Source organism: Kineococcus sp. AC630 (genome assembly GCF_979255925.1).
This window is the reverse complement of sequence record NZ_CEEDMJ010000028.1, coordinates 25,023-51,084: the sequence shown is the minus strand read 5'-3', so window position 1 is coordinate 51,084 and position 26,062 is coordinate 25,023. Positions and strand designations below refer to the sequence as shown.

Sequence of the window (26,062 nt, the reverse complement as noted above, 5' to 3'; positions counted from 1 at the left end):
GTGCGGTGAAGGGGGTGGCGGATGTCCGGAGTGAGCGCCGATCGACGATCGTGAGGCGAGGCGCGAACTCGCGCGAACGGAGTATCCGCCACCCCCTTCATCGCACCGCCCGGCACCAGACCGAGCAGATCCTCACCCCGCCGAGGTGGGCGCGTGCGAGGCGAGGAACGAGTACACCTCGCGGTCGTCCACTCCGGGGAAACGTCCCGACGGCAGCGGGGCCAGGGTCTGCGCGTGCAGGCGCGCCGAGGGCCACGCCGCGTCGGCCCAGCGCTCGACGAGGTCGAGGGGTGGGCGGCGGCAGCAGTCCCCGTCGGGGCAGGTGCTCCGGGTCCGCACCCGGGTGTCGCGCCCGCGGAACCACTTGGCGTGGGCGTAGGGCACGCCGACGGTGATCGAGAACCCTCCGTCCCCGCTGCTCCCGGTCTGGCTGGAGCACCAGAACGTCCCGGCGGGGGTGTCGGTGTACTGGTAGTTCTCGGTGGTGCGGTTGCGGACGTCGAACACCGTCCGTGCGGTCCAGCGGCGGCAGACCGGTTGTCCTTCGATGCTGCCGGAGGCGTCCTGGGGGAAGGGCACGCCGTCGTTCTCGTACCCCCGGTACAGGGCCCCGTCCTCGCCGACGCGCAGGAAGTGCAGGGGGATCCCGAGGTGGGAGGTCAGCAGGTTCGTGAGCCGGTGCGCGGCGGCCTCGTGGGTCACGCCGAAGGCGTCGCGGAAGTCCTCGACGGCGAGGTCCTTGTCGGCCTTGGCGGCCGACAGGAACTGCACGGCGGCGGCGCGCGGGAGGAGGCAGGACGCCGCGAAGTAGTTGATCTCGAGCCGTTGCCGGAGGAACTGGGTGTAGCTGGCGGGGCGTTCGTGCCCGAGCACGCGGTGCCCGATGGCCTGCAGCGCGAGGGATCGCAGCCCGTGCCCGCCGGGGATGGAGGCCGGCGGGAGGTAGATCCGGCCGTGGGCGAGGTCGGTGACGGTGCGGGTGGAGTGGGGCAGGTCCTCGACGTGGATGATGCTGAACCCGAGGTCGGAGGCCATCCGCGCGACCTGGCGGTGGGTGAGCGCGCCGACGGTGTACCCGGCGCTGCGGACGAGGTCCTCGGCGAGCTCCTCGATCTCGGGGAGGTGGTTGTCGGTGCGCCGCATGAGCAGGCGGATCTCGGTGTTGGCGCGTCGGGCCTCCTCGGGGGTCGCGTTGGAGGCGTCGTGGCGCCGGGCCAGTTCGCGGTGCAGCCGGACGAGGGACTCCAGGGCGTCGGTGGGGAGCTTCCGGCCGGCGCTCACCTCGGGGAGGCCGAGCGTGCGGGCCAGCGGCGAGCGTTGCGCGTGGTCGAGCTCGATCTCCAGCGCGGCGCGTCGCGTCGGCGGGGGCGAGGGGTCGAGCAGTTCGGCGGGGGTGACCTCGAGGGCGCGGGCGAGCGCCGTGATGAGCGAGAGCCGGGGTTCGCGCTTGCCGTTCTCGACCTGCGAGAGCTGGCTCTGGGCGGTGCCGACGGTTTCGCCGAGCTGGGCGAGCGTCCAGCCCTTGACCCCGCGGTGGTGCCGGATCCGGCGGCCCACAGTGAGGGCGTCGAGTCCGGTCTCGGGTTCCACCGGGGCGAGCGCCGGGTCGGTGAGCGGTTCGAGGGCGGCGACGCGCAATCGAGGCATGCGTTTCACCGTACGTGAAGAATTGCTCTTCTTCACGGGTCCGGACCGTTGTTCGACTGCTCGATCGCCGTCAGGGTCGAAACACGGACCAGCACCCATCTCGAGGAGGCACGCCGACGTGACGACCGAAGTGACGCGTGAGAACAGCAGCGGGACGACCCCGGAGAGCGTGAGTCTCTCGGGGACCCCCACGGCGAACGAGGCCGTGCTCAGCTGGGTGCGGGCCACCGCCCGGCTCACCCAGCCCGACGAGGTCGTCTGGTGCGACGGGTCGCAGGCCGAGTTCGACCGTCTCACCGCGCAGATGGTCGCCGCCGGCACCCTGGTCCCGCTGAACCCGGACCTGCGTCCGGGCAGCTTCCTCGCCCGCTCCGCCCCCTCGGACGTCGCCCGGGTCGAGAGCCGCACGTTCATCGCCTCGCACCGTCGCGAGGACGCGGGGCCGACGAACAACTGGCGCGAGCCGGAGGCGCTGCGCGAGGAACTCGCCGGGGTGTTCACCGGGTCGATGCGCGGCCGGACCATGTACGTCGTCCCGTTCTCGATGGGCCCCGTCGGCGGCCCGATCTCGCAGCTCGGGGTCCAGGTGACGGACTCCCCCTACGTCGTCGTCAGCATGCGCACCATGACGCGGATGGGGTCGCCCGCCCTCGCGGCCATCACCCCGGGAACCCCGTTCGTCCCCGCGGTCCACAGCGTCGGGATGCCGTTGGTCGACGCCGCCGGCCGGCACCGCGACGACGTCGCCTGGCCGTGCAACGACCTCAAGTACGTCGCGCACTTCCCCGAGACCCGGGAGATCTTCTCCTTCGGTTCCGGCTACGGCGGCAACGCCCTGCTGGGGAAGAAGTGCTTCGCGTTGCGGATCGCCTCGGTGATGGCCCGCGACGAGGGCTGGCTGGCCGAGCACATGCTCGTCCTCAAGGTGACCTCGCCGCAGCAGCGGGTGTTCCACCTCGCGGCGGCGTTCCCCTCGGCCTGCGGCAAGACGAACCTCGCGATGCTGCGCCCGACGATCCCCGGCTGGCGGGTCGAGACCATCGGCGACGACATCGCCTGGATGCGTCCCGGTCCGGACGGTGGACTGCGCGCGATCAACCCCGAGGCCGGGTTCTTCGGGGTCGCACCGGGCACGGGCTGGTCGAGCAACCCGACGGCGATGGAGATGCTGCGCGAGAACGTCATCTTCACCAACGTCGCCCTCACCGACGACGGTGACGTCTGGTGGGAGGGGATGACGGAGGAGGCCCCGGACCACCTGACCGACTGGCGGGGCCGGTCCTGGACCCCGGGGTCGGGGAGCCCTGCGGCGCACCCGAACGCGCGGTTCACGGTGTCCGCGGCGCAGTGCCCCTCGATCGCCGAGGAGTTCGACGCGCCCGAGGGCGTCGCGATCGACGCGATCCTCTTCGGTGGCCGTCGCCGCTCGAACGTCCCGCTGGTCGCCCAGGCCGGCGACTGGAGCCAGGGCGTGTTCATGGGGGCCGCGATCTCGAGCGAGCGGACCGCGGCCGCGGAGGGGACCGTGGGTGAGCTGCGGCACGACCCGTTCGCGATGCTGCCCTTCGCGGGCTACAACATGGCCGACTACTTCGCGCACTGGCTCTCGATGCGGGACCGGCTCACGCGGTTGCCCGAGGTGTTCTCCGTCAACTGGTTCCGCCGCGGTGACGACGGCCGGTTCCTCTGGCCCGGGTTCGGCGAGAACTCCCGCGTGGTGGAGTGGATCTGCCGACGGCTGGAGGGCAGTGCGGACGCCCGGCACACCCCCGTGGGCCTGGTACCGACCCCGTCGGGTGTGAACGTGGCCGGACTCGACGTCCCGGCGGCCGACCTCGCGGAACTCTTCGCGCTCGACCCGGCCGCGTGGCTGGACGAGGTCGGCCGGCTCGAGCGCTGGTTCGCCCAGTTCGGCCACCGCTTCCCCGCCGAGCTGCGGGGCCACCTGGACCTGCTGCGCTACCGCCTCGACCCGCCCACCGGGGGCGACCTGGCCGCCTGAGCCTCGGGCGGCCCCCCACGCCCCGTCGTGCCACAGTCGCTCCGGTGGGGCGCGCACCGGCGCCCCGTCGAGATCGACGACCGGGGTGGAGCACGTTGACACCGCACGAAGCAGACGACGCGACCGGCCGGGCGGAATCCGGAGCGACGCGGCAGCTCGCCGAGGGCCGTGACCAGGACTTCGTGGGCCGGCGCGACCTCACCCACTGGCCCACCGCCGCGGGACGCCGCCTGGTCCGCCTCGCCCTCGCCCTCGGGCACCGCTTCGCCCCCCACCAGGTGCTCCTGCTCACCCTGGGCGTCGGCCTGCTGCTGACCGCGGTCCTGGCCGCGCTCGTCGACGGCGTCTACGACAGCGTCGTGGAGGACGACGGCGTCGCCGAGCTGGACCACCCCGCGCTGGCGCTGGCGATGCGCCACCGCACGCCCCTGCTGGACTCGCTGGTGACCGGTTTCACCCACGTGGGCGGCCCGGTGGGGGCACCCGTGCTGGCCGTCACCGCCGCGACCGTCCTCTCCCTCGTCGCGCGCCACCGCACACCCGCCGTGCTCGTGGTCACCACGATGCTCGGCTCGCTGGCCCTGACGGTGGCCGGCAAGGCGGCCGTCACCCGGGCCCGCCCGCCGCACGCCGACGCCGTGCCGCCCTACGAGTTCGGCTTCTCCTTCCCCAGCGGGCACTCCCTCAACGCCGTCGCCCTCGCCGGGATCGTGGCCTACCTCCTGCTGCGTCGCCTGCACCGGAGGTGGGCGCGCCGGCTCACCGTGGTCCTCGCGATCGCCTACGCGCTCGCGATGGGACTCAGCCGCGTCTTCCTCGGTCACCACTGGCTCACCGACGTGCTCGTCGGCTGGGCCCTGGGCCTGGCCTGGGTCGGCGTGGTCATCACCTGCCACCGCCTCTTCCTCACCCTGCGCCGCGCCCCCGGCGGGGCCGGGGCCACGGTGCACCGCTCCCCGCCCGGCGGCAGGATGGACCGGTGAGCGAACCGAACAGCGTCCCCTGGTGGCGTGACGCCGTCATCTACCAGGTCTACCCGCGCAGCTTCGCCGACGGGGACGGTGACGGCATGGGCGACCTGCCCGGCATCACCGCGCGTCTGCCGCACCTGGCCGGGCTCGGCGTCGACGCCGTCTGGCTCTCCCCCGTCTACCCCTCCCCGCAGAAGGACGCGGGGTACGACGTCGCCGACTACCGCGGCATCGAGGCGAGGTTCGGGACCCTCGACGACTTCGGACGGCTGTCGGAGCGCGCCCACGAACTCGGCCTGCGCGTGGTGATGGACCTCGTCCCGAACCACACCTCCGCCGACCACGTCTGGTTCCGGGCCGCCCTGGCCGCCGGGCCGGGTTCGCCCGAACGGGCGCGCTACCTGTTCCGCGAGGGGGACGGTGACGCCCCGCCGAACTCGTGGCGCTCGGTGTTCGGGGGTCCGGCCTGGACGCGCGTCGAGGACGGTTCCTGGTACCTGCACCTCTTCGACTCCAGCCAACCCGACCTGGACTGGACCAACCCCGAGGTCGTCGCCGAGTTCGAGGACGTCCTGCGGTTCTGGCTGGACCGCGGGGTCGACGGCTTCCGCATCGACGTCGCCCACGGGCTGGTCAAGGCCGACGGCCTGCCCGAGTGGGACCACGACCAGGCCCTGCTGAACGGCTCCGCGGAGACCGGCGAGCGTCCCCCGATGTGGGACCAGGAGGGCGTGCACGAGATCTACCGCGGCTGGCGTCGTGTCCTGGACACCTACCCGGGTGAGCGGATGCTCGTCGCGGAGGCATGGGTCACCCCGCCGGAACGTCTCGCGCGCTACCTGCGCAGCGACGAGATGCACCAGGCCTTCAACTTCGACTACCTCCGGGCCCCGTGGCGCGCGACGGAACTCCGTGCCGTCATCACCTCGACGCTGGCCGCGCACGAGACCGTCGACGCCCCGGCGACCTGGGTCCTGTCCAACCACGACGTCGTCCGGCACGCCAGCCGCCTCGGATACCCCGCCGGGCAGGAACCCACCAGCGGTGTCGGTCCCGACGACCCGCAACCGGACGCCGAGCTCGGTCTGCGCCGGGCCCGCGCGGCGACGACGTTCATGCTCGCCCTGCCGGGCGGCGCCTACGTCTACCAGGGTGAGGAACTCGGTCTGCCGGAGGTGACGACGTTGCCGGCGGAGGTCCGTCAGGACCCCTCGTTCGCCCGGACGAACGGCGAGGACACCGGCCGCGACGGCTGCCGGGTCCCGATCCCCTGGGAGGGCGGGGAACCGTCCTACGGTTTCGGCTCGGGTCCGGCCAGCTGGCTGCCGCAGCCGGAACTCTGGGGCCGGTTGTCCGTCGCCGCCCAGACGGGTGTCGCCGGGTCGACGCTGGAGCTGTACCGCACGCTGATCGCCCTGCGCCGGGAACTCCACCTCGGGCGCGGCACCCTGCGCTGGCACGAGATCGACGGCGGCGACGTGCTCGCCTTCACCAGCGCCGACGTCCTCGTCGTCGCGAACCTCGGCCCGGACCCCGTCGCCGTGCCCGCCGGAGCCACCCTGCTGGTGGCCAGCGGCGACCTCGACGCCGACCGCGTCCCCACCGACACCGCCGCCTGGTTCCGCCTCCCCTGACGGGAGTCGTCAGGTCAGGGTCGGACCAGGACCTTCCCCACGGCCTCGCCGGAGTCCAGACGCGCGAACGCGTCCCGGGCGTCGGCGAGGGCGTGGACGGAGTCGATCTCGGGTTCCAGACCGGCGGTGACGCAGAACTGCAGCAGGCGCTCGAACTCGTCGCGGGTGCCCATCGTGGAACCCAGGACCCGCAACTGCTTGAAGAACACGTTCTCCAGCATCGCCGGGGCGTCGCCGCCGGTGGTGGCGCCGGACACGACGATGCAGCCGCCGGGCTTCAGCGCCTGGACGGAGTGCTTCCAGGTCGCCCTGCCGACCGTCTCGAACACCGCGTCGACCCGGTCGGGCAACCGCTCCCCGCTCGCGAACGTCGCCGCCGCCCCCCAGGAACGGGCCTTCTCGAGCCGTTCCGGGGTGCGTCCGGTCACCCAGACCCGAAGTCCCGCAGCGGATCCCAGGGTGATCAGCGCGTTGGAGACCCCGCCCGCGGCTCCCTGGACCAGCACCGTCTGGCCGGGGACGGCCCGCGCCTGGGTGAACAGCATCCGGTAGGCCGTGAGCCACGCCACCCCCAGCGACGCGGCCCGTTCGACGCTCCACCCGGCGGGTCGCGGCAGCACGTTGCGGCGCGGGACCCAGACGTGCTCGGCGAGGGTGCCGGGGTGGAGCTCGGAGAGCAGCGTCCGCCGCGGGTCGAGGGTCTCGTCACCCCGGAAGTCCTCGTCGGAGACGACCGCGTGCACGATGACCTCGGAACCGTCGTCGAGCGTCCCCGCGGCGTCGCAGCCCAGGACCATCGGCAGCCGCTCGGGCGGCAACCCGACCCCGCGCAGGCTCCACAGGTCGTGCCGGTTCAGGGCGGCCGCCGCCACGGTGACGCGGACCCAGCCCGGTGGGGCCCCGGCGGCCGGGGCGTCGGCCACCTCCAGCGCGGACAACGGGTCGTCTGACCCCGGTTCGAGGGCGCGGACGGCGCGGGCGGCGAGCACGCGCCGACGCTACCCCCGCTCCCGGTAGCGTGCGCGGGTGACCACCAGTCCCCTGCTGCCCGTGCTCGACGTCCAGCCGGCCGACGACGCACAGGACGTGTTCACCGGCCCGAACCTCCCGCACTGGCGCGCCCGGTTGTTCGGCGGACAGGTGCTGGGCCAGGTCGCCGTCGCGGCCGGCCGCACCGTCGGTGAGGACCGGCGGCTGCACTCGCTGCACGCCTACTTCCTGCGTCCCGGCGACCCGGACGTCGCGGTCGCGTTCTCGGTGGAGCGCCTGCGCGACGGGCGGTCCTTCTCCGCCCGCCGGGTCCAGGCCACCCAGAACGGGGTGCCGATCCTCTCCGGGATCACCTCCTTCCAGACCGCCTCGGAGGGGCTGGAGCACTTCGAACCCGCCCCCGACGTCCCCGAGCCCGAGGACCTGCGCAGCGACTACGAGATCCTGGACGCGGTCGACGACCCGCGCGCCCGCCAGATCGGCCGCGGCCGCCACGTCGAGATCCGGCACGTCGAACCGGCGCTGTACGGGAGCGCCGACCCGCAGCGCCGGGCGCACCAGTCGGTGTGGTTCCGCCTCGACGCGCCCCTGCCGGGCGACGACCTGCTGCACCGGGGCGCGCTGGCCTACGCCAGCGACCTCAGCGTGCTGGAACCGGTGCTGCGCCGGCACGGGCTGGCCTGGTCGAGCCCGGGGACGAGCGTGGCGAGCCTCGACCACGCGATGTGGTGGCACCGCCCCGCCCGCGCCGACGAGTGGCTCCTGTACGTGGTCGAGAGCCCGAACGCCTCCGGCGCGCGGGGTCTCTCGACGGGTCGGATGTACGACCGCGAGCGCCGGCTGGTCGCGACGGTCGCCCAGGAGGGCATGGTGCGGGTCCCGTCCGCGGGCTGACGTCGGGCGCTCGGACCGGGCTCGGTGGCGGTGTGGCACCGTGGCGCCGTGCTGAGCGAGGAGACCTTCGAGGAACTGCTGACCCGCGTCCGCGCCGGGGCGGCCCAGCGCGAACGTGACCGCGAACTGCCCGCCGAACTCGTCCGCGAGCTCGCGGCGGCGGGGTTCCCGAACGCGCACGTCCCCGCGTCGGTCGGCGGCGAGGGGGCCTCGCTGGAGGTCCTCTTCGAGCGGTTGATCCGGTTGGCCCGGGCCGACTGCAACGTCGCCCACGTCTTCCGCGGCCACCTCGCGTTCGTCGAGAAGCAGTACTTCGAGGCCGACCCGGGGGCGCGCGAGGGCTGGTGGAAGCGGGTGCTGGACGGTGACCTCGTCGGCAACGCCGTCTCGGAGGCCTCGACGACCTCGGACCTCTCCACCGTCCTGGAACGCACCCCGGAGGGTCTGCGGCTGCGGGGCCGGAAGTTCTACACGACGGGGTCGATCTACGCGGACTGGATCGACACCTCCGCCGCCTTCGACGGCGACAGCGTCCAGGTCTTCGTCCCGACCGGCGCGCGCGGGGTCGAGGTCGTCGACGACTGGAGGGGTTTCGGGCAGCGCCTCACCGGCAGCGGCACGACGACGTTCACCGACGTCGCGATCGACCCCGGGCACGTGCGGCGGATCGATCCCGACGGCGACGCGCAGACGTACGTGCTCGGGTTCTTCCAGCTGGTGCTGCTGGCGGTCGTCGCGGGGATCGGCTTCGCCGCCCTGGACGACACCGTCGACTACGTCCGGGGCCGTCGGCGGATCTTCGGCTACGCGGGGGAAGCCCTGCCCCGTGAGCACCACCTGGTGCAGGCCGAGGTCGGCGGGCTCTCCAGCGCGGCGTCGGCGGCCCGGGCGATCGTCCTCGGCGCGGCCCGCACCCTGGACGCCGCGTTGAGCAGGCACCTCGCCGACGGGGACCACGACGTCCTGCTGCAGGCCCAGCTGGAGGTCTACCGCGCCCAGCAGGTCGTCCTGCCGCTGGTCGTCGACGCGACGGCGAACCTGTTCGAGGTGGGTGGTGCCTCCGCCGTCGACGTGGACCTCGGGCTGGACCGGCACTGGCGCAACGCCCGCACGATCGCGACCCACAACCCCGCGATCCACCGCCGCCGCGCCATCGGCGACCACGACCTCAACGGGACGGCGACGCGGCGGTACCTGCCGGCGGGCTGACGCGCGCGTCCGGGCGCCCGCAGGAGAGGGCCGAACGGGTGGCCCCACCTCAGCGGCGCCCGCCGCGGCGCCGATCCACCACCGTGACCCCCCGCCGTCCCGACACGTTGTTCCGGGTGCACCTGATCGTCGCCACCCTGCTCTCCGTCCTCTGCGTGCTGCTGCCCGCCGGGGTCGGCCACGACGTCCTGTACACGGTCGTCAGCTTCGGGTGCGTGGCGGCGATGGCCGCGGGGGTGCGGCGCCACGCCCCGCGGGCCGCCGGCGGCTGGTGGCTGGTCACGGCCGGCATCGGGGTGTGGGCCTGCGCCGACCTGCTGTGGGCCGCCTACACCTGGGTCCTGCACGTCTCACCGTTCCCCTCGCCCGCCGACGTCCTGTACCTCACCAGCTACGTCCTCATCGCCGCCGGGTTCTGGCGCTTCGTGCGGGCCCGCGGCGGCGGCCGCGACCGCGAGGGCCTCATCGACTCGGCGATCTTCACCGTCGGTTTCGTCCTGGTCAGCTGGGTCCTGCTGATGCGTCCGGGGCTGGCGGCCGCGGAGGGCTCCCGCGTCGCGCAGGTGCTGGCCGCGGCCTACCCGCTGGGCGACGTGCTGCTGCTGGCCCTGCTGGTGCGTCTGCTCACGACGGGGGGCGCGCGCACGGTCGCGTTCCGCTGGCTGGTCGGCGCCAACGCGCTGCTGCTGGTGGCCGACTGCGCCTACCAGTACACGACGATGACCGGCGCGGACGCCCACGGGCTGATCACCCTGCCCTGGCTGCTGGGCTACGTCGCCTTCTCCGCGGCCGCCCTGCACCCCTCGATGCGCCGCCTCACCGACGTCGTGGACGGGGAGGGGGACACCCGCTTCACCCGCGGTCGCCTCACCGCCCTGACCCTGGCCAGCCTCGTCTCCCCCGGGATGCTGATGCTCCAGCTCGCGCTGGGCCTGGAGCTGGAGGCGTGGGCGGTGGCGCTGTCCTCGGTGGTGCTGTTCCTGCTCGTCGTGCTGCGCATGTCGGGGCTGCTGCGCCACCTGGAGGGGCAGACCGCCCGCCTCGCCGCCCTGGCCCGCACCGACGCCCTGACCGGGCTGCCGAACCGTCGCACCAGCGACGCGGAGCTGGAGCGCCTGCAGACCCGCGCCCGCGGGGAGGGTTCGACGCTGCACGTGGCGGTCCTCGACCTGGACCGCTTCAAGTCCTTCAACGACACCTTCGGCCACCAGGCCGGCGACAGCCTGCTCGTCGCGGCCGCGGCCGGGTGGCGGACCGGTCTGGAGACCGCGCGCGCCGCCGTCGGCCCCGGCCGGGCGGCGATGCTGGGCCGCTGGGGCGGGGAGGAGTTCGTGCTGCTGCTGCTGGGTCACGACCCCGACGCGGCGCTCGCCCTCGTCGACGGCCTGCGCGGGCTCACCCCGGCGGGGCAGACGTTCTCGGCCGGGGTGGCGCGCTGGGACGGGCTGGAGAACCCGGCGGAGCTGTTCGCCCGCGCCGACACCGCGCTCTACGCGGCCAAGGAGGGTGGGCGGGACCGGGTCGTCGCCGCCGCACCCCCCTCGCCGGTGGAGGTTCCCGTCAGTCGCGGGTGAGCTTGCGGTACGTCACGCGGTGCGGGCGCGCGGCGTCCGGCCCGAGGCGGGAGACCTTGTTCTCCTCGTAGCCGGCGAAGTTCCCCTCGAACCAGTACCAGTTCCCCGGGTTCTCCTCGGTGCCCTCGTAGGCCAGGATGTGGGTCGTCACCCGGTCGAGGAACCAGCGGTCGTGGCTCACGACGACGGCGCACCCGGGGAACTCCAGCAGGGCGTTCTCGAGCGACCCCAGGGTCTCGACGTCGAGGTCGTTGGTGGGTTCGTCCAGGAGCAGGACGTTGCCGCCCTCCTTGAGCGTCAGCGCCAGGTTGAGGCGGTTGCGCTCCCCGCCGGAGAGGACGCCGGCCGGCTTCTGCTGGTCCGGACCCTTGAAGCCGAACGCCGAGACGTAGGCCCGCGAGGGCATCTCCTGGTTGCCGACCTGGATGTAGTCCAGGCCGTCGGAGACGGTCTCCCACAGCGACTTCGACGCGTCCAGGCCACCGCGGGACTGGTCGACGTAGGACAGCTTGACCGTCTCGCCGATCTTGAGGTCCCCGGAGTCGAGGTCCTCGAGGCCGACGATGGTCTTGAACAACGTCGTCTTCCCGACGCCGTTGGGCCCGATGACGCCGACGATGCCGTTGCGCGGCAACGAGAAGGACAGACCCTCGATGAGGGTGCGATCACCGAAGGACTTCTTGAGGTCCTTCGCCTCGATGACGACCTGACCCAGCCGGGGACCGGCCGGGATCTGGATCTCCTCGAAGTCGAGCTTGCGCGTGCGCTCGGCCTCGGCGGCCATCTCCTCGTAGCGGTTCAGGCGCGCCTTGGACTTGGTCTGGCGGCCCTTGGCGTTGGAGCGGACCCACTCGAGCTCGTCCTTGAGGCGCTTGGCCAGCTTGAGGTCCTTCTTGCCCTGGACCTCCATGCGGGACTGCTTCTTCTCCAGGTAGGTGGAGTAGTTGCCCTCGTAGGGGTAGGCGCGGCCGCGGTCGAGCTCGAGGATCCACTGCGCGACGTTGTCGAGGAAGTAGCGGTCGTGGGTCACGGCCAGCACGGCACCGGGGTACTTCGCGAGGTGCTGCTCCAGCCAGGTCACCGACTCGGCGTCGAGGTGGTTGGTGGGTTCGTCGAGCAGCAGCAGGTCGGGCTGCTCGAGCAGCAGCTTGCACAGGGCGACGCGACGCTTCTCCCCCCCGGAGAGGACCGAGACGTCGGAGTCGCCCGGCGGGCAGCGCAGCGCGTCCATGGCCTGCTCGAGCTGGGAGTCCATGTCCCACGCGTTGGCGTGGTCGAGCTCCTCCTGCAGCTGGCCCATCTCCGACATGAGGGCGTCGAAGTCGGCGTCGGGGTCCTCGAAGAGACCGGTGATCTCGTTGTAGCGGTCCATCTTGACCTTGAGCTCGCCGAGACCGTCCTGGACGTTCTGCAGCACGGTCTTGGTCTCGTCGAGGGCCGGCTCCTGCATGAGGATTCCGACGCTGTAGCCCGGCGAGAGGCGGGCCTCGCCGTTGGAGGGCTGGTCGAGCCCCGCCATGATCTTCAGCACGCTCGACTTGCCCGCACCGTTGGGCCCGACGACCCCGATCTTCGCGCCGGGGAAGAACGACATCGAGACGTCGTCGAGGATGACCTTGTCCCCGTGCGCCTTGCGAGCCTTGGACATCACGTAGATGAATTCCGCCACGGGCCCCAGGCTAGTCGCTCGCCACGTCCCCGCCGCCACCCACGGCCCGGATCGTCCAGCCCGCCGTGGTCGAGGCCCCCGGGGCCAGGCCGATGAGGTCGCGGCCGGAACGGAACGCGTCCGGCGGGCAGGTCAGGGGTTCGACGGCGAGCGCGGCGCGGTGGGCTGCTCCCGTGGAGAGGTCGGCGGAGTAGACGTGGACCCAGGGGCAGCGGTGATCGAGGACGAGCTCGGCGCCCCGGCCCCCGGCGTCGGTGAGCCGGACCCGCACGAGGCCGTCGGGCCCCGTCCGCAGCCCCGTGAAGGACCGGTCGAGGACGACGTCACCCACGGGCCGCCGCGCTCGGAAGTCGAGCGCGCCGGCGACGGCGACCTCCCCCACCGGCAGCCGGCGCTCGTCGGTCGTGAGCACGCGCTCGGCGGGGACCTCCAGGAACCAGGCGTCCAGCGCCCGCTCCCCCGGCGGCCCCGCCAGCAGGTACGGGTGTCCGCCCACCCCGAAGGGCGCGGGCGAGCCGCTGCGGTTGACGGCCGTGACCTCCTGGCGCAGCCCGGGCTCCCCGAGGGTGAGGTCGACCGACAGGTCGACGCACCAGGGGTAGCCCGGCCGGGGCTCGATCGTCGTGGTGAGCCGCACGTGGTCCGGCCCGTCCTGGTGGCCGTCGAAGTCCGACCACGCGACCAGGCCGTGCGTGGCGTTGCCCAGGTCGACCTCGTTCACGTCGAGCTGGTGCGTCGCACCCCCGAAGACGTAGCGACCGTCGCCGACCCGGTTGGGCCAGGGCGCCAGCAGCGTGCCCGACATCGCCGGCCGCACCTGGGCCGCCTCGAAGGGCAGGACGAGGTCGCGACCCCGGGACGTCAGCCGGCGCAGCGTCGCCCCGACGCTCACCACGTCGGCCTCGTACCCGGCGGCCACCAGGTGGAACGCCCGTCCCGGGACGCTCACCACCCGTCCCCGTCCTCCCGCGCGAAGAGCAGGAGGTCCGGGAGGCTGGTGGCGAAGTAGTCGGTGGCGCCGTCGGCGCCCACGGCCGCCGGGGCCGGGTGGAGGGGGCGGGCCTCGCCGAGCGAGGTCGGGGGGTCACCGGGGTCCAGGCCGAGTGCGGCGGCGGTCGCGTCCCAGGCGGCGACGACCCGGCCCTCGCCGCCCTCCCAGGGGTGGAACGGGCGGGTCGAGAGGATCTCGCGGGCCCGCGCCGCGAACCCCTGGTCGAGCAGCAGCGCGACGTAGTCCACCGTCAGGTCGTCGCGGGTCAGGACGAGGTCCTCGACCGGTCGCAGACGCGCGAAGCGCTGCGCGGGGTCGTGGCCGAGCCGGACGGCCAGCTGGTCCTGCTCGTAGCGCAGCCGCGCGTCCGCACCGGAGACCTCGACCGCCGCTGCGTAGCGCGCCCAGGCGCGTTCGTCGTCGTGGGAGACGTTGTGGGCGGCGAGGCCCGCGTTGCGCAGCAGGACGGGGTGACGCATCCCCCGGGCGACGCACGCCTCCCAGAGTTCCGTCGCCTCGACCCGACGGCCGTGGGCGTAGAGCAGGTTCCCCAGCAGGAACCCCGCGGTGGTGTCCGCGGGATCGGCGTCGAGGGCGGCGAGCAGGACGTCGTGCGCGTCGAGGCCGGCGGGGAAGGCCAGGGTCGGGTCGCTGCGCCGGGCCCGCTCGCGCGCCGCCGCCGCCTCCACCGGGGAGCCGAGTTCCGCGTGGACGACCGCGGCCGTGTACTCCGCGACGGGCCGGAAGTTCCCGGCGGCACCGGCGGGGACCGCGGCGACGCGCTCGAGCAACCGCAGGGCCTGCCCGTGCTCGCCGGCCGCGCGCAGGTCGAGCGCGACGTCCAGCAGCAGACCCGCGTCGTCGGCGAGCTCGCGCTGGTCCAGGAAGCGCAGCGTCGCGTCCAGCGGGTCCACCGCGAGCGCGGCCCGCAGCACCTCGGCCGCACCCCGGTGGTTCCCGGTCCGACGCCAGAGCAGCACCCGCACCGCGATCCGCCGGGTGTCGTGACCGACCACGCCGTCCAGGGTGTCCAGGACGCGCAGCGCGGCGCGGTCGCGACCCCGGCGCGCCAGCGACCGGGCGAGTTCCAGACCCGCGGCCGCGGCCCAGGTGCCGTCCCAGCCGGCCTTCCCGAACGCCCGTTCGGCGTCCTCGACCCGGCCGAGCCGGGCCAGCACCAGACCGTGCAGGTAGTACGCCTCGGCGTCGAGGGGGTTGGCGTTGCGGCGGGTGAGGCGGCGCAACGCCGTCTCGACCCCCCGCCGCGCCGTCTCGTAGGACCCGGCGCGGTAGGCCCGGTCGGCCAGCGCGAGGTTCGTCCGGACGTCGCCGGGATCGCGGCGCAACGCCTCGCGCCAGTACGGCACCGGCGACCGCGTCGGGTGCCGGTACTGGCTGAGGTGCAGGCCGGTGAGGAACAACTCCTCCACCGACCCCGTCGCCTCGGGAGCGGGAGGTTCCTCCGCGACCTCGGGTTCGCCGGCGCCCGCCTCGACCTCGCCGCCCTCGACCGGAGCCCAGCGCACGAGGACGCGACCGGCCGCGTCGAGGAGTTCCACCCCGAGTCCCCCGCCGGACCCTGCCCAGGTCAGCTCCGCGGGAACCCCCGGCACCAGGTCCGCCGTCCGCGCGGCGACGACCTCGCCGTCCCGCAGGATCCGGAGTTCGGCGGCGGGCCGGGGCGAGGTGACCGCGCAGCGCGCCACCACCGCGGAACCCCGCTCGACGTGCACCGCGGCGTCGGGCGTGGCCTGGTGCACGACGCCGACGGCCGGGACGGGGTACCAGTGCTGCACGAACGTCTTCGTCTCCCCCGGCAGCAACCAGCTGAAGTCGGGTTGGTTGTCGGTGTAGACCCCGGCCATGAGTTCCACGTAGGGACCGCCGTCGTCGCTCAGCTGCGCGTCCCAGGCGTGCCCGAACGGTGCGTCGCCCCACGTCCACTGCTTCTTCCCGGGGGAGATCCGTCGCTCGGCCCAGTGCACGAAGCCCGCCCCGGCGGCGTGGTCGTACCCGCCGAAGAAGTCGCCCTGGGAGTCGATGACCATGTACGAGGTGGGGACGGGGATGTTGCGGTAGAAGTCGATCCGGTCGGCGCCGGGTTCCTCGCGGGCCCGCTGCGGGTAGTCGACCCCGTAGTAGGGGCGATCGGCCCGCGGGAACGCGGTGACCGCCCGCCGGGCGTGGTCGGCGACGTGGCGGACGTCCTCGGGGAAGAACGACTGGAACTCCTCGTGGACGCGGGCCGCGACGTTGGCCCACCACAGGAACGACTGCCGTTCGCTGGTCCGGTTGTGCAACCGCACCGCGAGTTCCACGACGGAGCTGTCCCGGCGCAACCGCACCCCGTGCTGGGCGGCCATGCGGTGGAACGGGTCGTGGTCACCGCACCAGACGGTGACGGTCCCGTCCTCGTCGTGCTCGATCGTCATCTCGACCGGGAGGTAGGTGCCGGGCCGGTGGTGCTGCGGCCAGTTGAACTCGACCCCGCCGCTGATCCACGGCCCACCGAGCCCGACGAGCGCGGGTTTGACCACGTCGTTGCGGTAGAAGAAGTCGTACCCGGTGACCTTGTCGTGGCCGACGTGGATCCGGCCGCCGAGTTCGGGCAGCACCACCAGCCGCACGTAGCGGTTCTCCAGGTGGACCGCCTGCCACTCCCGGTCCACGCCCTCGTCGGCGACGTGCTCCACGAACGGCAGCGGGTACACCGTGCCGCTGGAGCCCTGGTAGACGCGGCGGTCGAGGTACATCGGGAACGGGCTGGGTCCACCCGCCTCGTAGGTCCGGATGGTCAGGGGCGCGTTCCACGCCACGGCCGAGCCCGCCGCCAGTTCCGGCTGCAGCTCGTCAGGGACCTCGGGCAGGGTGATGGCCGGGACTGCTCTCTGCTCCACGGTCGAGCACGCTAGGCCGGGCCACGGCGCCGGCGCCATGGCCCGATCGACGGTGGGCATGGACGAACCACCGGACGGCGGCTCGCTTGACCCCGGCCGGGGAACCGCGTTGCATGGCCGGATGGACGAAGTGGTTCCGGTGCGCGACGGTTTCGCCGGGCAGCGGATGTTCGTCCTCCCCCGGCCCGTCGTGCGGGAGGCGACGACCCGCCCCGTGACGGACCGGCTGCTGGTCACCGACGCCGGGTTCTTCCCCCGCGCCGCCGACCACGGCCGCAGCCGCCCGCAGGGTGCCCGTCAGCACGTCGTGCTCTTCTGCACCGACGGTGCGGGCTGGTGCCGCACCCCGCAGGGTTCCCACCCCGTGCACCGCGGCGACGCCGTCCTGCTGCGCGCCGGGGTCGCCCACGAGTACGGGGCCGACCGCGAGGACCCGTGGACGTTGTGGTGGATGCACGTCACGGGCCCCGACACCGACGACCTGCTGACCGCGGCGGCCTCCGCGGCGGGCGGTCCGGTCTCGCACCTGCGCGACCCCGGTGCGCTGACGAGTCTGGTGTCGGGGGTGCTGGACGCCCTCGACACCGGGACGGCCGGGGGGCTCGTCCAGGCCTCGGGGGCCGCGTTCCACGCGCTCACGCAGGTGATCGCCACCGGGCGCCGGCCCCGCGGCCCCGCGTTGAGCCCGGTGGAACGGGCCGTCGAGCACCTGCGGGCGACCACGCCGCGCCGTACCCCCGTCGACGCCCTCGCGGCGATGGTCGGGCTCAGTCCCTCGCAGCTGGGGACCCTGTTCCGCCAGCACGTCGGGACCTCCCCGCTGCGCTACCAGAGCGACCTGCGGATGGCCCGCGCCCGGGAACTGCTCGACGGCACGTCGCTGAGCGTGGCGGAGGTCGCGACCGCCTGCGGCTACGACGACGGGTTGTACTTCTCCCGCCAGTTCAGCCGGACCCACGGCCAGTCGCCGACGGCGTTCCGCGCCCGGACCGCGTGAGCGTTTCGTCCATCCCCGGCGCGGGATCACCCATGGTTCCCCACCGGGGCGCGCACCTAGCCTGAGCCGTCATGGACGCCGACGTCGCGCACCCCACCCGCACCCTGCGCGCCGGGAGGCCCGCGGACGTCCGCCGGGGGCACCTCCCGCTGGGGGAACCCGCCGGCACCCCGGACCGCATCGAGGTCACCAGCGGCCGGCTCGAACGGGGCGGCAGGCCGTGGTTCCCCGTGACGGGCGAGGTCCACTTCTCCCGCGTGCCGCGGGAACGCTGGTCCGAGGTCCTGGGCCACGCCCGGGCCGGCGGGCTGACCTCGGTGGCCACCTACGTGTTCTGGAACGCCCACGAACCCGCCCCCGGGGACTTCCGCTGGGACGGCGACCTCGACCTGCGCGCCTTCGTGGTGACCGCGGCCGGAAACGGCCTGGACGTCGTGCTGCGGCTGGGCCCGTGGGCCCACGGCGAGTCCCGCCACGGCGGGTTCCCGGACTGGCTGGTGGCCCGTGACCTGGCGACCCGGACGAACGACCCGGCCTACCTCGAGCTCGCCCGCCGCTTCTACGCCGAGACCACCGCCCAGGTCGCCGACCTGACCCACGCGTCCGGGGGCCCGGTCGTGGCCGTCCAGATCGACAACGAGCTCTACGACCAGCCGGAGCACCTGGCCCGGTTGCGCGAGACCGCCGAGGAGCTCGGGCTCCGGGTGCCGGTCTGGACCGCGACCGGCTGGGGCGGGGCGCAGGTCCCGGACACGCTGCTCCCGGTCTACGGCGCCTACGCCGACGGGTTCTGGGAGGAGGCCGGCACCGACTGGCCGGCCTACGGCCGCCTGCACTTCCGCTACACCGAGGACCGCGACGACCTCAGCGTCGGGGCCGACGTGCGGGCCGCCCTGGACGGGACCACGTCCGCGGCGGTGGCGCCCACGGACGACACCGCGTTCCCCTTCGCCACCTGCGAACTCGGCGGCGGCATGCACGTCGCGTACCACCGGCGACCGCTCGTCACCCCCGAGGACGTCGCCGCGCTGGCCCTGGCGAAGATCGGCAGCGGCTCGGTCTGGCAGGGGTACTACGTCTACGCCGGGGGCACCCAGCGGACCGGGGCGGAGGGGACCCAGCAGGAGTCCCACGCCACCGGGTACCCCAACGACGTCCCCACCCGCAGCTACGACTTCGCCGCCCCGATCGGCGAGCACGGGCAGGTCCGCCGGCACCACCACCTGCTGCGACGCCAGCACCTGTGGCTCGCCGAGGAGGGTCCGGCCCTGGCCGCGATGTCCACCGTCGTCGGCGGCGGCAGCGACGACCCCGCGGAACTGCGCTGGGCGGTGCGCTCCGACGGCCGACGCGGGTACGTGTTCGTCACCACCTACCAACCGGCGCGCCGACCCCTCGCGGCGCAACCCGGGGTCCGGTTCACCGTGGAGTTCGACGACGGCGCGGTGACCCTGCCCAGCCGCCCGGTCGACCTCCCCGCCGGGGTGTCGGTGGCGTGGCCGGTCCGCTACCCCCTCGCCGACGGGCTCGTCCTGCGCAGCGCCACCGCGCAGGTCCTCACCCGGACCACCGTGGCCGGGCACGCGTTCGTGGTCCTCGTCGCCACCGACGGGGTTCCCGTCGAACTCGTCCTCGAGGGGCGGCCGGCGGTGTCCGGGACCGCTCGCGCGCAGTTGCGGGACGGCGCGACCGTCGTCGCGCTCACCCGGGAACCCGGCCCCTCGTGCGTCGTGGAACTCCCCGGCGTGCGGGTGGTGGTGCTCGACGAGGCCACCGCGAACCGCCTCTACGCCCTCGACCTGGACGGCGCGCGGCGCCTCGTCCTCAGCGACGCCCCGCTATACGCGGGCGAGGGTGGGCTCGTCCTGCACACCGACCGGGACGCGGTCACGCTCTCGGTCCTGACGGGCCGGGCGGAGGACCCGTGGTCCACGTGGACGGTGGCGGTGGCCGGCAGCGGCACGGTGACCCTGCTGCGCGACCTGCACCCGATCGCCCCCGCCCCGCCCGCGCCCCGTCGCGGCGGACCGGCGGACCGGCTCAGCGCCCCCACCGACTTCTCCGGCGCGGCCCGGGTCCACGTGGACGTCCCGCCGGAACTCCTCACCGGGACCGACCGCGTGCTGCTGCGGGTCGACTGGACCGGTGACGTCGGCCGGGCCGTGGTCGACGGGGTCGTGGTCAGCGACCACTTCTGGCACGGCCGGGTGTGGGAACTCGACCTGACCCCGTGGCGGGACCCGGTGAGTCGCGACGGTCTCGACCTGGAACTCCTACCGTGGCGCGTGGCGACGGGGGTGTTCGTGGACCCGTCCGTGCGGGACGTGCCGGACGGTGTCCACGTCCGTTCCGTCGAGGTCGTGCGGATCGCGCGGGTGGTCGTGGCCACCGGGGTTTCGTCCATGGTCTGAGTCGGATCACCCATGGTTGCGGGAACTCCGTGCGACGTAGCGTCACGGCGTGGGCGGACGACGACGTCGGACCCACGGCGTGGTCCCCCGTGACACCCACCCCCCGAGTCGACGAGGACGCGATGCAGACCCGATGGCCCCAGCCCACCCCCTCCCGCCGGACCTTCCTGGCCGGTGCCGGACTCGCCGCGACGGGTTCCCTCGCCGGCTGCGCGGACGCGGCCTACGGTCCCGCGGCGTCGTCCGGCGCCGTGGACCTGCAGATGTGGACCCACGACCCCGGGTACGTGAAGACGTTCACCGAGTCCGCCGAGGAACTCTCGACGACGTCCCCGTTCCGCTACGACGTCCAGGTCACCCAGAGCGCCGCCGGCGACGTCATGACCCGGTTCATCAACCAGGCGATCGTCGGCAAGGGCACCCCGGACCTCACGGGTATCGAGGTCGGGCAGTTCAACCGCGTCATGCGCAGCGGCGTCGCCGGCGACATCCTCGTGGACTGGACCGACGACCTCGAGCAGTACGGCGACGACCTGCTGCGCCGGCAGCCCTACTCCGTCGACGGTGGCGTGTACGCGATCGAGTCCGACACCTGCCTGAGCATCTACTGGTACCGCGAGGACGAGTTCGCGAAGAACGGTCTCCCGACCGACGTCGACACCTGGGAGGACCTCCTCGAGGTCGGCGCGGCGCTGCACCGCAGGACCGGGCAGTCGCTGGCCATGGTCGGGACCGGCACCCCGGGCGACACCGCGAACTCCCTGCTGCAGTGGCTGCTCCAACGCGGGGGCGGGTTCTTCGACGCGGACGGGAGGCTGGTCCTGGACTCCCCCGAGGCCGTGGAGACGGTCGACTGGATGGCCCGCGGCGTCGCCAGCGGGGCGCTCATCAACCTCCCCGACGCCTACGGCGCCCCGTTGGCGGCGGCGTTGAAGCAGGGGCAGCTGATCGGGACGTTCATGCCGAACTGGTACAACGCCTACGGCCTGCAGGCCAACGCCCCGGACCAGAAGGGGTTGTGGCGCATGCGCGTCGCCCCCCGCTTCGCCGGCGGCGGGCACATCGCCTCCAGTTCCGGCGGCACCGGGTTCGCCGTCACCAAGGACAAGGTCAACACCGAGGCGGCGAAGGAACTCCTCACCGCCACCTACCTCACCCGTGAGGGACAGCTGCTGCGCTACAGGGCGGCCGGCTACCTCCCGACCTTCCGGTCCCTCTACTCCGACCCCGAACTGCTCGCCATCGAGGACGACTACCTCGGGGGTCAGCGCGTGTTCGAGGTCCTCGGCGAGGCCGCCACCGACCTTCCCGCGTTCTACCAGAGCCCGAACTACGCGATCCTCCAGTCCGCGCTCGCCGGGCCCGTCCAGGCCGCGATCCGCGGGCGCACCACCGCCGCGCAGGCCATCGCGGACTCCGTCGAGAGCTACCGGAAGCAGGCCTGGGAATGACCACCACGACCGCCCCGCCCACCACGACCGTCACCCCCACCAGCACGGGTGTGACCCCCAGCCGGGCCCCCTACGTCTTCATCTCCCCGTTCTTCGTCCTCTACGGCCTCTTCATGATCGTCCCGATCGGGGTCGGGGCCTACCTCAGCCTCACCGACTGGGCCGGCATCGGCAGCCCGACCTTCGTCGGTCTGCAGAACTACCGCTGGCTGTTCACCGACACCAGCTTCTGGACCGCCGTCGGGAACACCGCGATCTACGTCGCCGTCAGCATGCTGGTCGTCCTCCCGCTGGCCCTGCTCATCGCCCAGGCGCTCAACGCCCGCGGACTGCGCGGACGGGACCTGTTCCGGCTGTCCTACTTCACCCCGGTCGTGCTCTCGCCCATCGTCATCGCCCTGGTCTTCACCCTGTTCTACGACCGGGAGTTCGGCCTGTTCAACGCCTTCTTCCGCGGCGTCCTCGGCTGGGGCGGCATCGACTGGCTCGGCGACCCGTCGTGGGCGAAGCTCAGCGTCGTCCTGCTCGTCGTCTGGAAGTGGACGGGCTACATGACCATCTTCTTCCTCGCCGGTCTGCAGAACGTCCCCCGGGAACTCTACGAAGCGGCCGCCCTCGACGGTTCCGGACCGGTCCGGACGTTCTTCGCCGTCACCCTGCCCGTGCTGCGACCGGTCACCGCGTTCGTCGCGGTCACGACCCTGGTGAGCAGTGCCCAGATCTTCGAGGAACCGTACCTGCTGACCCAGGGCGGTCCGGGCGAGTCGACGCTGTCGGTCGCCCAGTTCATCTTCCGCGCCGCCTTCGAGCGGCAGCAGATGGGCTACGCCGCCGCCGCGGGCGTCGTCATGTTCGTCCTGGTGTTCGCGCTGGGCCGCACGGCCAACCGTGTCTTCGGAGTGGGAGGTACCCGGTGAGCACCACCGTCCAGCAGGACCCGGCGGTCCGCGCGCCGTCGCCCCGCCCGCAGCGGACCCGCCGACCGCTCACCCCCGGCCGGGTCGCGCTCTACGTCGTCCTCGTCGTCCTCGTGGCCGTCTTCGTGTTCCCGCTGCTGTGGGCGCTGTCGGCCTCGTTCAAGGCCCGGGGTGACATCTTCGGCTACCCGCCGTCGTTGCTGCCCTCCCCCGCCACCCTGGAGAACTACCGCAACCTGCTCTCCACCCAGCCGTTCTGGTCCTGGTTCGCGACCTCGACGCTGGTCGCGGTGCTGTCCACCGTCGTGGCCGTCTTCGTCTGCGCCCTGGCGGGGTTCGGCTTCGCGAAGTACGAGTTCCGCGGCAAGCGGATCCTCTTCGACGTCATGTTCAGCTCGCTGGCCGTGCCGTTCGCGGTGATCGTCGTCCCGCTGTTCATCGTGCTGGTCAAGAGCGGCGTCACCGAACCCCTCGTCACCCTGATCGTCCCCTGGGTCGCCCCGGCCTTCGGCATCTTCATGATGCGGCAGTTCATCGAGCAGAGCGTCCCGGACGAGATCCTCGAGTCCGCACGCCTCGACGGCTGCTCGGAGTTCCGCACCTTCCTGCAGATGGTCCTGCCGCTGATGCGCCCGGCGCTGGGTGCGCTGGCGGTCTGGAACTTCCTGAACAGCTACAACAGCTTCATCTGGCCCCTGGTCATCGTCTCCGACCCCGACCGGTTCACCCTCCCGCTGGGCATCCAGGCCCTCTACGGCGCGCAGAGCCGCCAGATCGACATGGTCATCGCGGCCTCGGTCCTGGCCGCGATCCCCAGCCTCGTCGTGTTCGTGCTGCTGCGCAGGCAACTGCTCGAAGGGCTGACCGCGGGTGCGGTCAAGAGCTGACGACCCACCACCGATCGGAGAACCCACGATGCCCGACGACGTACCCGATCACCACGTCCTCGACCTGAGCGGCCACTGGCGCACGGCCCTCGACCCCGACGAGGTCGGTGAGCACGAACGCTGGTACCGCCCCGCGGTCCTGGACGCCGTCGCGACCCGGGAACTCACGTTGCCGGGGTCCGTCCAGGAGCAGGGGTTCGGCGATCCCGTCACCCTCGAGACCCCCTGGACGGGTCTCGTCGTCGACCGGTCCTTCTACGAGGACGAGCGGTACGCGCCCTACCGCGAGGACGGGCACGTCTCGGTCCCCTTCTGGTTGCAACCGCACACGTGCTACCGCGGGGCGGTGTGGTTCCAGCGCACCGTCGACGTCCCCCCGGACTGGGCCGGGCGGCGGGTCGTCCTGCACCTGGAGCGGGTGCACTGGGAGTCCGTCGTCTGGCTCGACGACCGCCGGACGGGTCCGCAGCGCAGCCTCTCGACCCCGCACCGCCACGACCTCGGCGAGCTGCAACCCGGTCGGCACGTGCTGACCCTGCGGATCGACAACCGCACCGTCGTCGACGTCGGCCCGAACGCCCACAGCGTCAGCGACCACACCCAGGGGAACTGGAACGGGGTCGTCGGGGAACTCCGCCTCGAGGCGGTCCCATCCGTGACGATCCGGCGCGTCACCGTCGTCCCCGACGTCGCGCGCCGCAGCGCCCGCGTCCGGGTCGACCTCGCCGGCGGACCGCTCGGCGTCGGCCACGGGACGGTGACCGTCTCCGCACGGCGGTTCAACGTCCCCGGGGAGCACGTCCCGCCACCCGTGACCGCGAGCTACGACTCCGACGGGGCCCAGGAACTCACCGACCACCCCCGCGACCTCGGCGAACGCGGGATGACCGGCAGCGGTGGCCACCTCGACGTCGACCTGCCCCTCGGCGCGGACGCGCAGACCTGGGACGAGTTCCACCCGGCCCTCTACGAGGTGACCGTGGAACTGCTCGCGACGGTGCGCGACCGCCGGGACCACGACACGCGGCGCACCACCTTCGGCCTGCGCGAGGTGGGGGTGCGGGGGACGCAGGTCACCGTCAACGACCGGCCGACGTTCCTGCGCGGCACCCTGGAGTCCGCGGTGTGGCCGCTGACGGGGTACCCGCCCACCGCGGTGGAACCCTGGCGCCGGGTCCTGCGCACCGTCCGCGCGCACGGCCTGAACCTGGTGCGCTTCCACTCCTGGTGCCCACCGGAGGCGGCCTTCACCGCCGCCGACCTCGAGGGCGTCCTCCTGCAGGTCGAGGGCCCGGTCTGGGCGAACCAGGGCGCCGCGCTCGGCGAGGGGCGCCCCGTCGACCGCTTCCTCCACGAGGAGACCGAACGCATCCTCGAGGCCTACGGGAACCACCCCTCGTTCGTGGCCATGGCGCACGGCAACGAACCGGCCGGGCGCGACGTGGAGTTCCTGGGCGCCTGGGTCGCGCACTTCCGGCGTCTCGATCCCCGCCGGCTGTGGACGAGTGCCGCCGGGTGGCCGGCGATCCCGGAGAACGACTTCGACAACGTGCCCGACCCCCGTCTGCACCGGTGGGGGGAGGGACTCGGTTCCCGGCTCAACGCCACCCCGCCGGAGACGGAGTCGGACCACTCCGCCTTCGTGACCGCGGGAGCGCGACCGGTCGTCAGCCACGAGGTCGGTCAGTGGTGCGCGTACCCGGACTTCCAGGAGGCCGCGAAGTACACCGGGCTGATGCAGCCGAGGAACTCCGGGATCTTCGCCGACTTCCTGCGCCGCAGCGGGATGGCCGACCAGGCCGAGGAGTTCCTGCACGCGTCGGGTCGCCTGCAGCTGCTCTGCTACAAGGAGGAGGTCGAGACGGCGCTGCGGACGCCGGGTTTCGCGGGTTTCCACCTGCTGGGGCTCAACGACTTCCCGGGTCAGGGCACGGCCCTGGTCGGGGTCCTGGACGCGTTCTGGGACGAGAAGCCCTACGCCACCGCCGCGGAGTTCGCCCGGTTCTGCGGTCCCGTCGTGCCGCTGGCCCGCCTGCCCCGGCGGACCCTGCGCACCGACGAGGCGTTCTCCTTCGACGTCCAGGTGGCCCACTTCGGGCCGGGCGTCCTGGACGCGGAGGTCTCCTGGCGGGTGGAGGACACCGAGGGTTCGGTGCTGGCCGGTGGGGTGCTGAGCCGGGGCGAGGTCCCCCACGGCAACGACGCGCGGCTGGGCACGGTGACGCTCGAGCCGGGGTGGAGCGAACGCACCCGCCAGGTGCGGCTCGTGGTCCGCGTCCGGGCGAGCGGTGGGACCGTCCACGAGAACGACTGGTCGCTGTGGGTCTACGCTCCTGCGCCGGACCCGGAGCCGGAGGTGACCCGGACCGCCGACGTCGAGGAGGCGCTGCGCCTCACCGCCGCGGGCGCGACGGTGCTGCTGACCCCGGACCCGGCCCGGGTCCGCACGGAGGTCGAGCTGGGTTTCACCCCCGTGTTCTGGAACACCGCGTGGACGCGGAACCAGGCTCCGCACACGCTGGGGATCACCCACGACCCGGGGCACCCGCTCTTCGCGGGCTTCCCCTCGCAGGGACACACCGACTGGCAGTGGTGGAACCTGCTGCACGGCGCCAAGGCCCTCGTGCTGGACGGGCTGCCCACGGGTCTGCGCCCGCTGGTGCAGCCCATCGACACCTGGTTCTCCGCCCGGCGCCTCGGGGTCCTGCTGGAGACCCGGGTGGGGGCGGGCCGGCTCGTCGTCTGCACGCTCACCCTCGACGACTCCCCCGCGGCCACGGCCTTCCGGCGTTCGCTGCTGGCCTACGTCGCCGGGGACGCCTTCGCCCCGGCGACGGAGCTCACCCCCGACGAGGTCCGCGCCGTGCTGGCACCCGTCTGACGCACGGGTGCCGCCGGACGTACCCTGTGGCCCGCGCCCA

17 protein-coding genes are annotated in these 26,062 nt (G+C 73.2%); 12 read left to right on the top strand and 5 right to left on the bottom strand.

Features of this window, described 5'->3' with window-relative positions:
- Positions 1-132 precede the first annotated feature (132 nt).
- Positions 133-1,647, bottom strand: coding sequence for a helix-turn-helix domain-containing protein (locus AC0I8G_RS22695; RefSeq protein WP_471731965.1), 1,515 nt, complete (start codon positions 1,645-1,647; stop codon positions 133-135).
- 169 nt (positions 1,648-1,816) lie between these two features.
- Between AC0I8G_RS22695 and AC0I8G_RS22690 the strand changes: the two genes are divergently transcribed.
- From AC0I8G_RS22690 to AC0I8G_RS22680, 3 genes are all read left to right on the top strand, one after another.
- Entirely contained in the window at positions 1,817-3,649 is a 1,833-nt protein-coding gene (locus tag AC0I8G_RS22690) for a phosphoenolpyruvate carboxykinase (GTP) (protein ID WP_471731966.1), read from the top strand.
- Between the two features lie 95 nt (positions 3,650-3,744).
- The gene (locus AC0I8G_RS22685; RefSeq protein WP_471731964.1) at positions 3,745-4,632 is read left to right on the top strand and encodes a phosphatase PAP2 family protein; all 888 of its coding nucleotides are present in this window, start codon (positions 3,745-3,747) and stop codon (positions 4,630-4,632) included.
- Entirely contained in the window at positions 4,629-6,254 is a 1,626-nt protein-coding gene (locus AC0I8G_RS22680) for a glycoside hydrolase family 13 protein (protein WP_471731963.1), read from the top strand. Before AC0I8G_RS22685 ends, AC0I8G_RS22680 begins: the two co-directional genes overlap by 4 nt.
- 14 nt (positions 6,255-6,268) lie before the next feature.
- Here AC0I8G_RS22680 and AC0I8G_RS22675 read toward each other — a convergent pair whose 3' ends face one another.
- Complete coding sequence (locus tag AC0I8G_RS22675; RefSeq protein ID WP_471731962.1) at positions 6,269-7,243, bottom strand: zinc-binding dehydrogenase; 975 nt, start codon at positions 7,241-7,243, stop codon at positions 6,269-6,271.
- A gap of 37 nt (positions 7,244-7,280) precedes the next feature.
- On the opposite strand from AC0I8G_RS22675, the gene AC0I8G_RS22670 reads away from it, so the two are divergent.
- The 3 genes from AC0I8G_RS22670 to AC0I8G_RS22660 all read left to right on the top strand — a co-directional run bounded on the left by AC0I8G_RS22670 (position 7,281) and on the right by AC0I8G_RS22660 (position 10,921).
- Complete coding sequence (locus tag AC0I8G_RS22670) at positions 7,281-8,138, top strand: acyl-CoA thioesterase (protein ID WP_471731961.1); 858 nt, start codon at positions 7,281-7,283, stop codon at positions 8,136-8,138.
- A 48-nt stretch (positions 8,139-8,186) separates the two neighbouring features.
- Positions 8,187-9,347: an acyl-CoA dehydrogenase family protein gene (locus AC0I8G_RS22665; RefSeq protein WP_471731960.1), complete on the top strand. Its 1,161-nt coding sequence runs from the start codon at positions 8,187-8,189 to the stop codon at positions 9,345-9,347.
- A gap of 83 nt (positions 9,348-9,430) precedes the next feature.
- On the top strand, positions 9,431-10,921 hold the full coding sequence (locus AC0I8G_RS22660) for a GGDEF domain-containing protein (protein WP_471731959.1): 1,491 nt from the start codon (positions 9,431-9,433) through the stop codon (positions 10,919-10,921).
- On the opposite strand, the gene ettA is transcribed toward AC0I8G_RS22660, so the two are convergent.
- From ettA to AC0I8G_RS22645, 3 genes are read right to left on the bottom strand one after another with little or no spacing between them, the layout of a single operon-like run.
- Positions 10,908-12,590, bottom strand: coding sequence for an energy-dependent translational throttle protein EttA (gene ettA, locus AC0I8G_RS22655; protein WP_328295314.1), 1,683 nt, complete (start codon positions 12,588-12,590; stop codon positions 10,908-10,910). The two genes, AC0I8G_RS22660 and ettA, sit on opposite strands and share 14 nt — an antisense overlap.
- A 10-nt stretch (positions 12,591-12,600) precedes the next feature.
- Positions 12,601-13,539: an aldose 1-epimerase family protein gene (locus AC0I8G_RS22650; protein ID WP_471731958.1), complete on the bottom strand. Its 939-nt coding sequence runs from the start codon at positions 13,537-13,539 to the stop codon at positions 12,601-12,603.
- The gene (locus tag AC0I8G_RS22645; RefSeq protein ID WP_471731957.1) at positions 13,536-16,478 is read right to left on the bottom strand and encodes a DUF5107 domain-containing protein; all 2,943 of its coding nucleotides are present in this window, start codon (positions 16,476-16,478) and stop codon (positions 13,536-13,538) included. The genes AC0I8G_RS22650 and AC0I8G_RS22645 overlap by 4 nt, the downstream gene beginning before the upstream one ends.
- A gap of 121 nt (positions 16,479-16,599) precedes the next feature.
- Between AC0I8G_RS22645 and AC0I8G_RS22640 the strand changes: the two genes are divergently transcribed.
- From AC0I8G_RS22640 to AC0I8G_RS22615, 6 genes are all read left to right on the top strand, one after another.
- Positions 16,600-17,475 carry a helix-turn-helix domain-containing protein gene (locus AC0I8G_RS22640; protein WP_471731956.1) on the top strand — a complete coding sequence of 292 codons (876 nt, stop codon included), beginning with the start codon at positions 16,600-16,602 and terminating at the stop codon, positions 17,473-17,475.
- Positions 17,476-17,546: 71 nt separating this feature from the next.
- Complete coding sequence (locus tag AC0I8G_RS22635; protein WP_471731955.1) at positions 17,547-19,886, top strand: beta-galactosidase; 2,340 nt, start codon at positions 17,547-17,549, stop codon at positions 19,884-19,886.
- Between the two features lie 122 nt (positions 19,887-20,008).
- Positions 20,009-21,337 (top strand): ABC transporter substrate-binding protein, encoded by a 1,329-nt coding sequence (locus AC0I8G_RS22630; protein ID WP_471731954.1) that lies wholly within the window; start codon positions 20,009-20,011, stop codon positions 21,335-21,337.
- Entirely contained in the window at positions 21,334-22,254 is a 921-nt protein-coding gene (locus AC0I8G_RS22625) for a carbohydrate ABC transporter permease (protein WP_471731953.1), read from the top strand. The genes AC0I8G_RS22630 and AC0I8G_RS22625 overlap by 4 nt, the downstream gene beginning before the upstream one ends.
- On the top strand, positions 22,251-23,141 hold the full coding sequence (locus tag AC0I8G_RS22620; protein WP_471731952.1) for a carbohydrate ABC transporter permease: 891 nt from the start codon (positions 22,251-22,253) through the stop codon (positions 23,139-23,141). Before AC0I8G_RS22625 ends, AC0I8G_RS22620 begins: the two co-directional genes overlap by 4 nt.
- A gap of 28 nt (positions 23,142-23,169) precedes the next feature.
- A complete protein-coding gene (locus tag AC0I8G_RS22615) occupies positions 23,170-26,022 on the top strand; it encodes a glycoside hydrolase family 2 protein (protein ID WP_471731951.1) in 2,853 nt (950 codons plus the stop codon).
- Positions 26,023-26,062: the final 40 nt, after the last annotated feature.

What these genes read in the sequence shown, in the direction of transcription:
- AC0I8G_RS22695 (WP_471731965.1), bottom strand. Translation starts at nt 1,647, where the DNA reads ATGCCTCGATTGCGCGTCGCCGCCCTCGAACCGCTCACCGACCCGGCG.
- AC0I8G_RS22640 (WP_471731956.1), top strand. Translation starts at nt 16,600, where the DNA reads ATGGACGAAGTGGTTCCGGTGCGCGACGGTTTCGCCGGGCAGCGGATG.
- AC0I8G_RS22635 (WP_471731955.1), top strand. Translation starts at nt 17,547, where the DNA reads ATGGACGCCGACGTCGCGCACCCCACCCGCACCCTGCGCGCCGGGAGG.
- AC0I8G_RS22630 (WP_471731954.1), top strand. Translation starts at nt 20,009, where the DNA reads ATGCAGACCCGATGGCCCCAGCCCACCCCCTCCCGCCGGACCTTCCTG.
- AC0I8G_RS22625 (WP_471731953.1), top strand. Translation starts at nt 21,334, where the DNA reads ATGACCACCACGACCGCCCCGCCCACCACGACCGTCACCCCCACCAGC.
- AC0I8G_RS22615 (WP_471731951.1), top strand. Translation starts at nt 23,170, where the DNA reads ATGCCCGACGACGTACCCGATCACCACGTCCTCGACCTGAGCGGCCAC.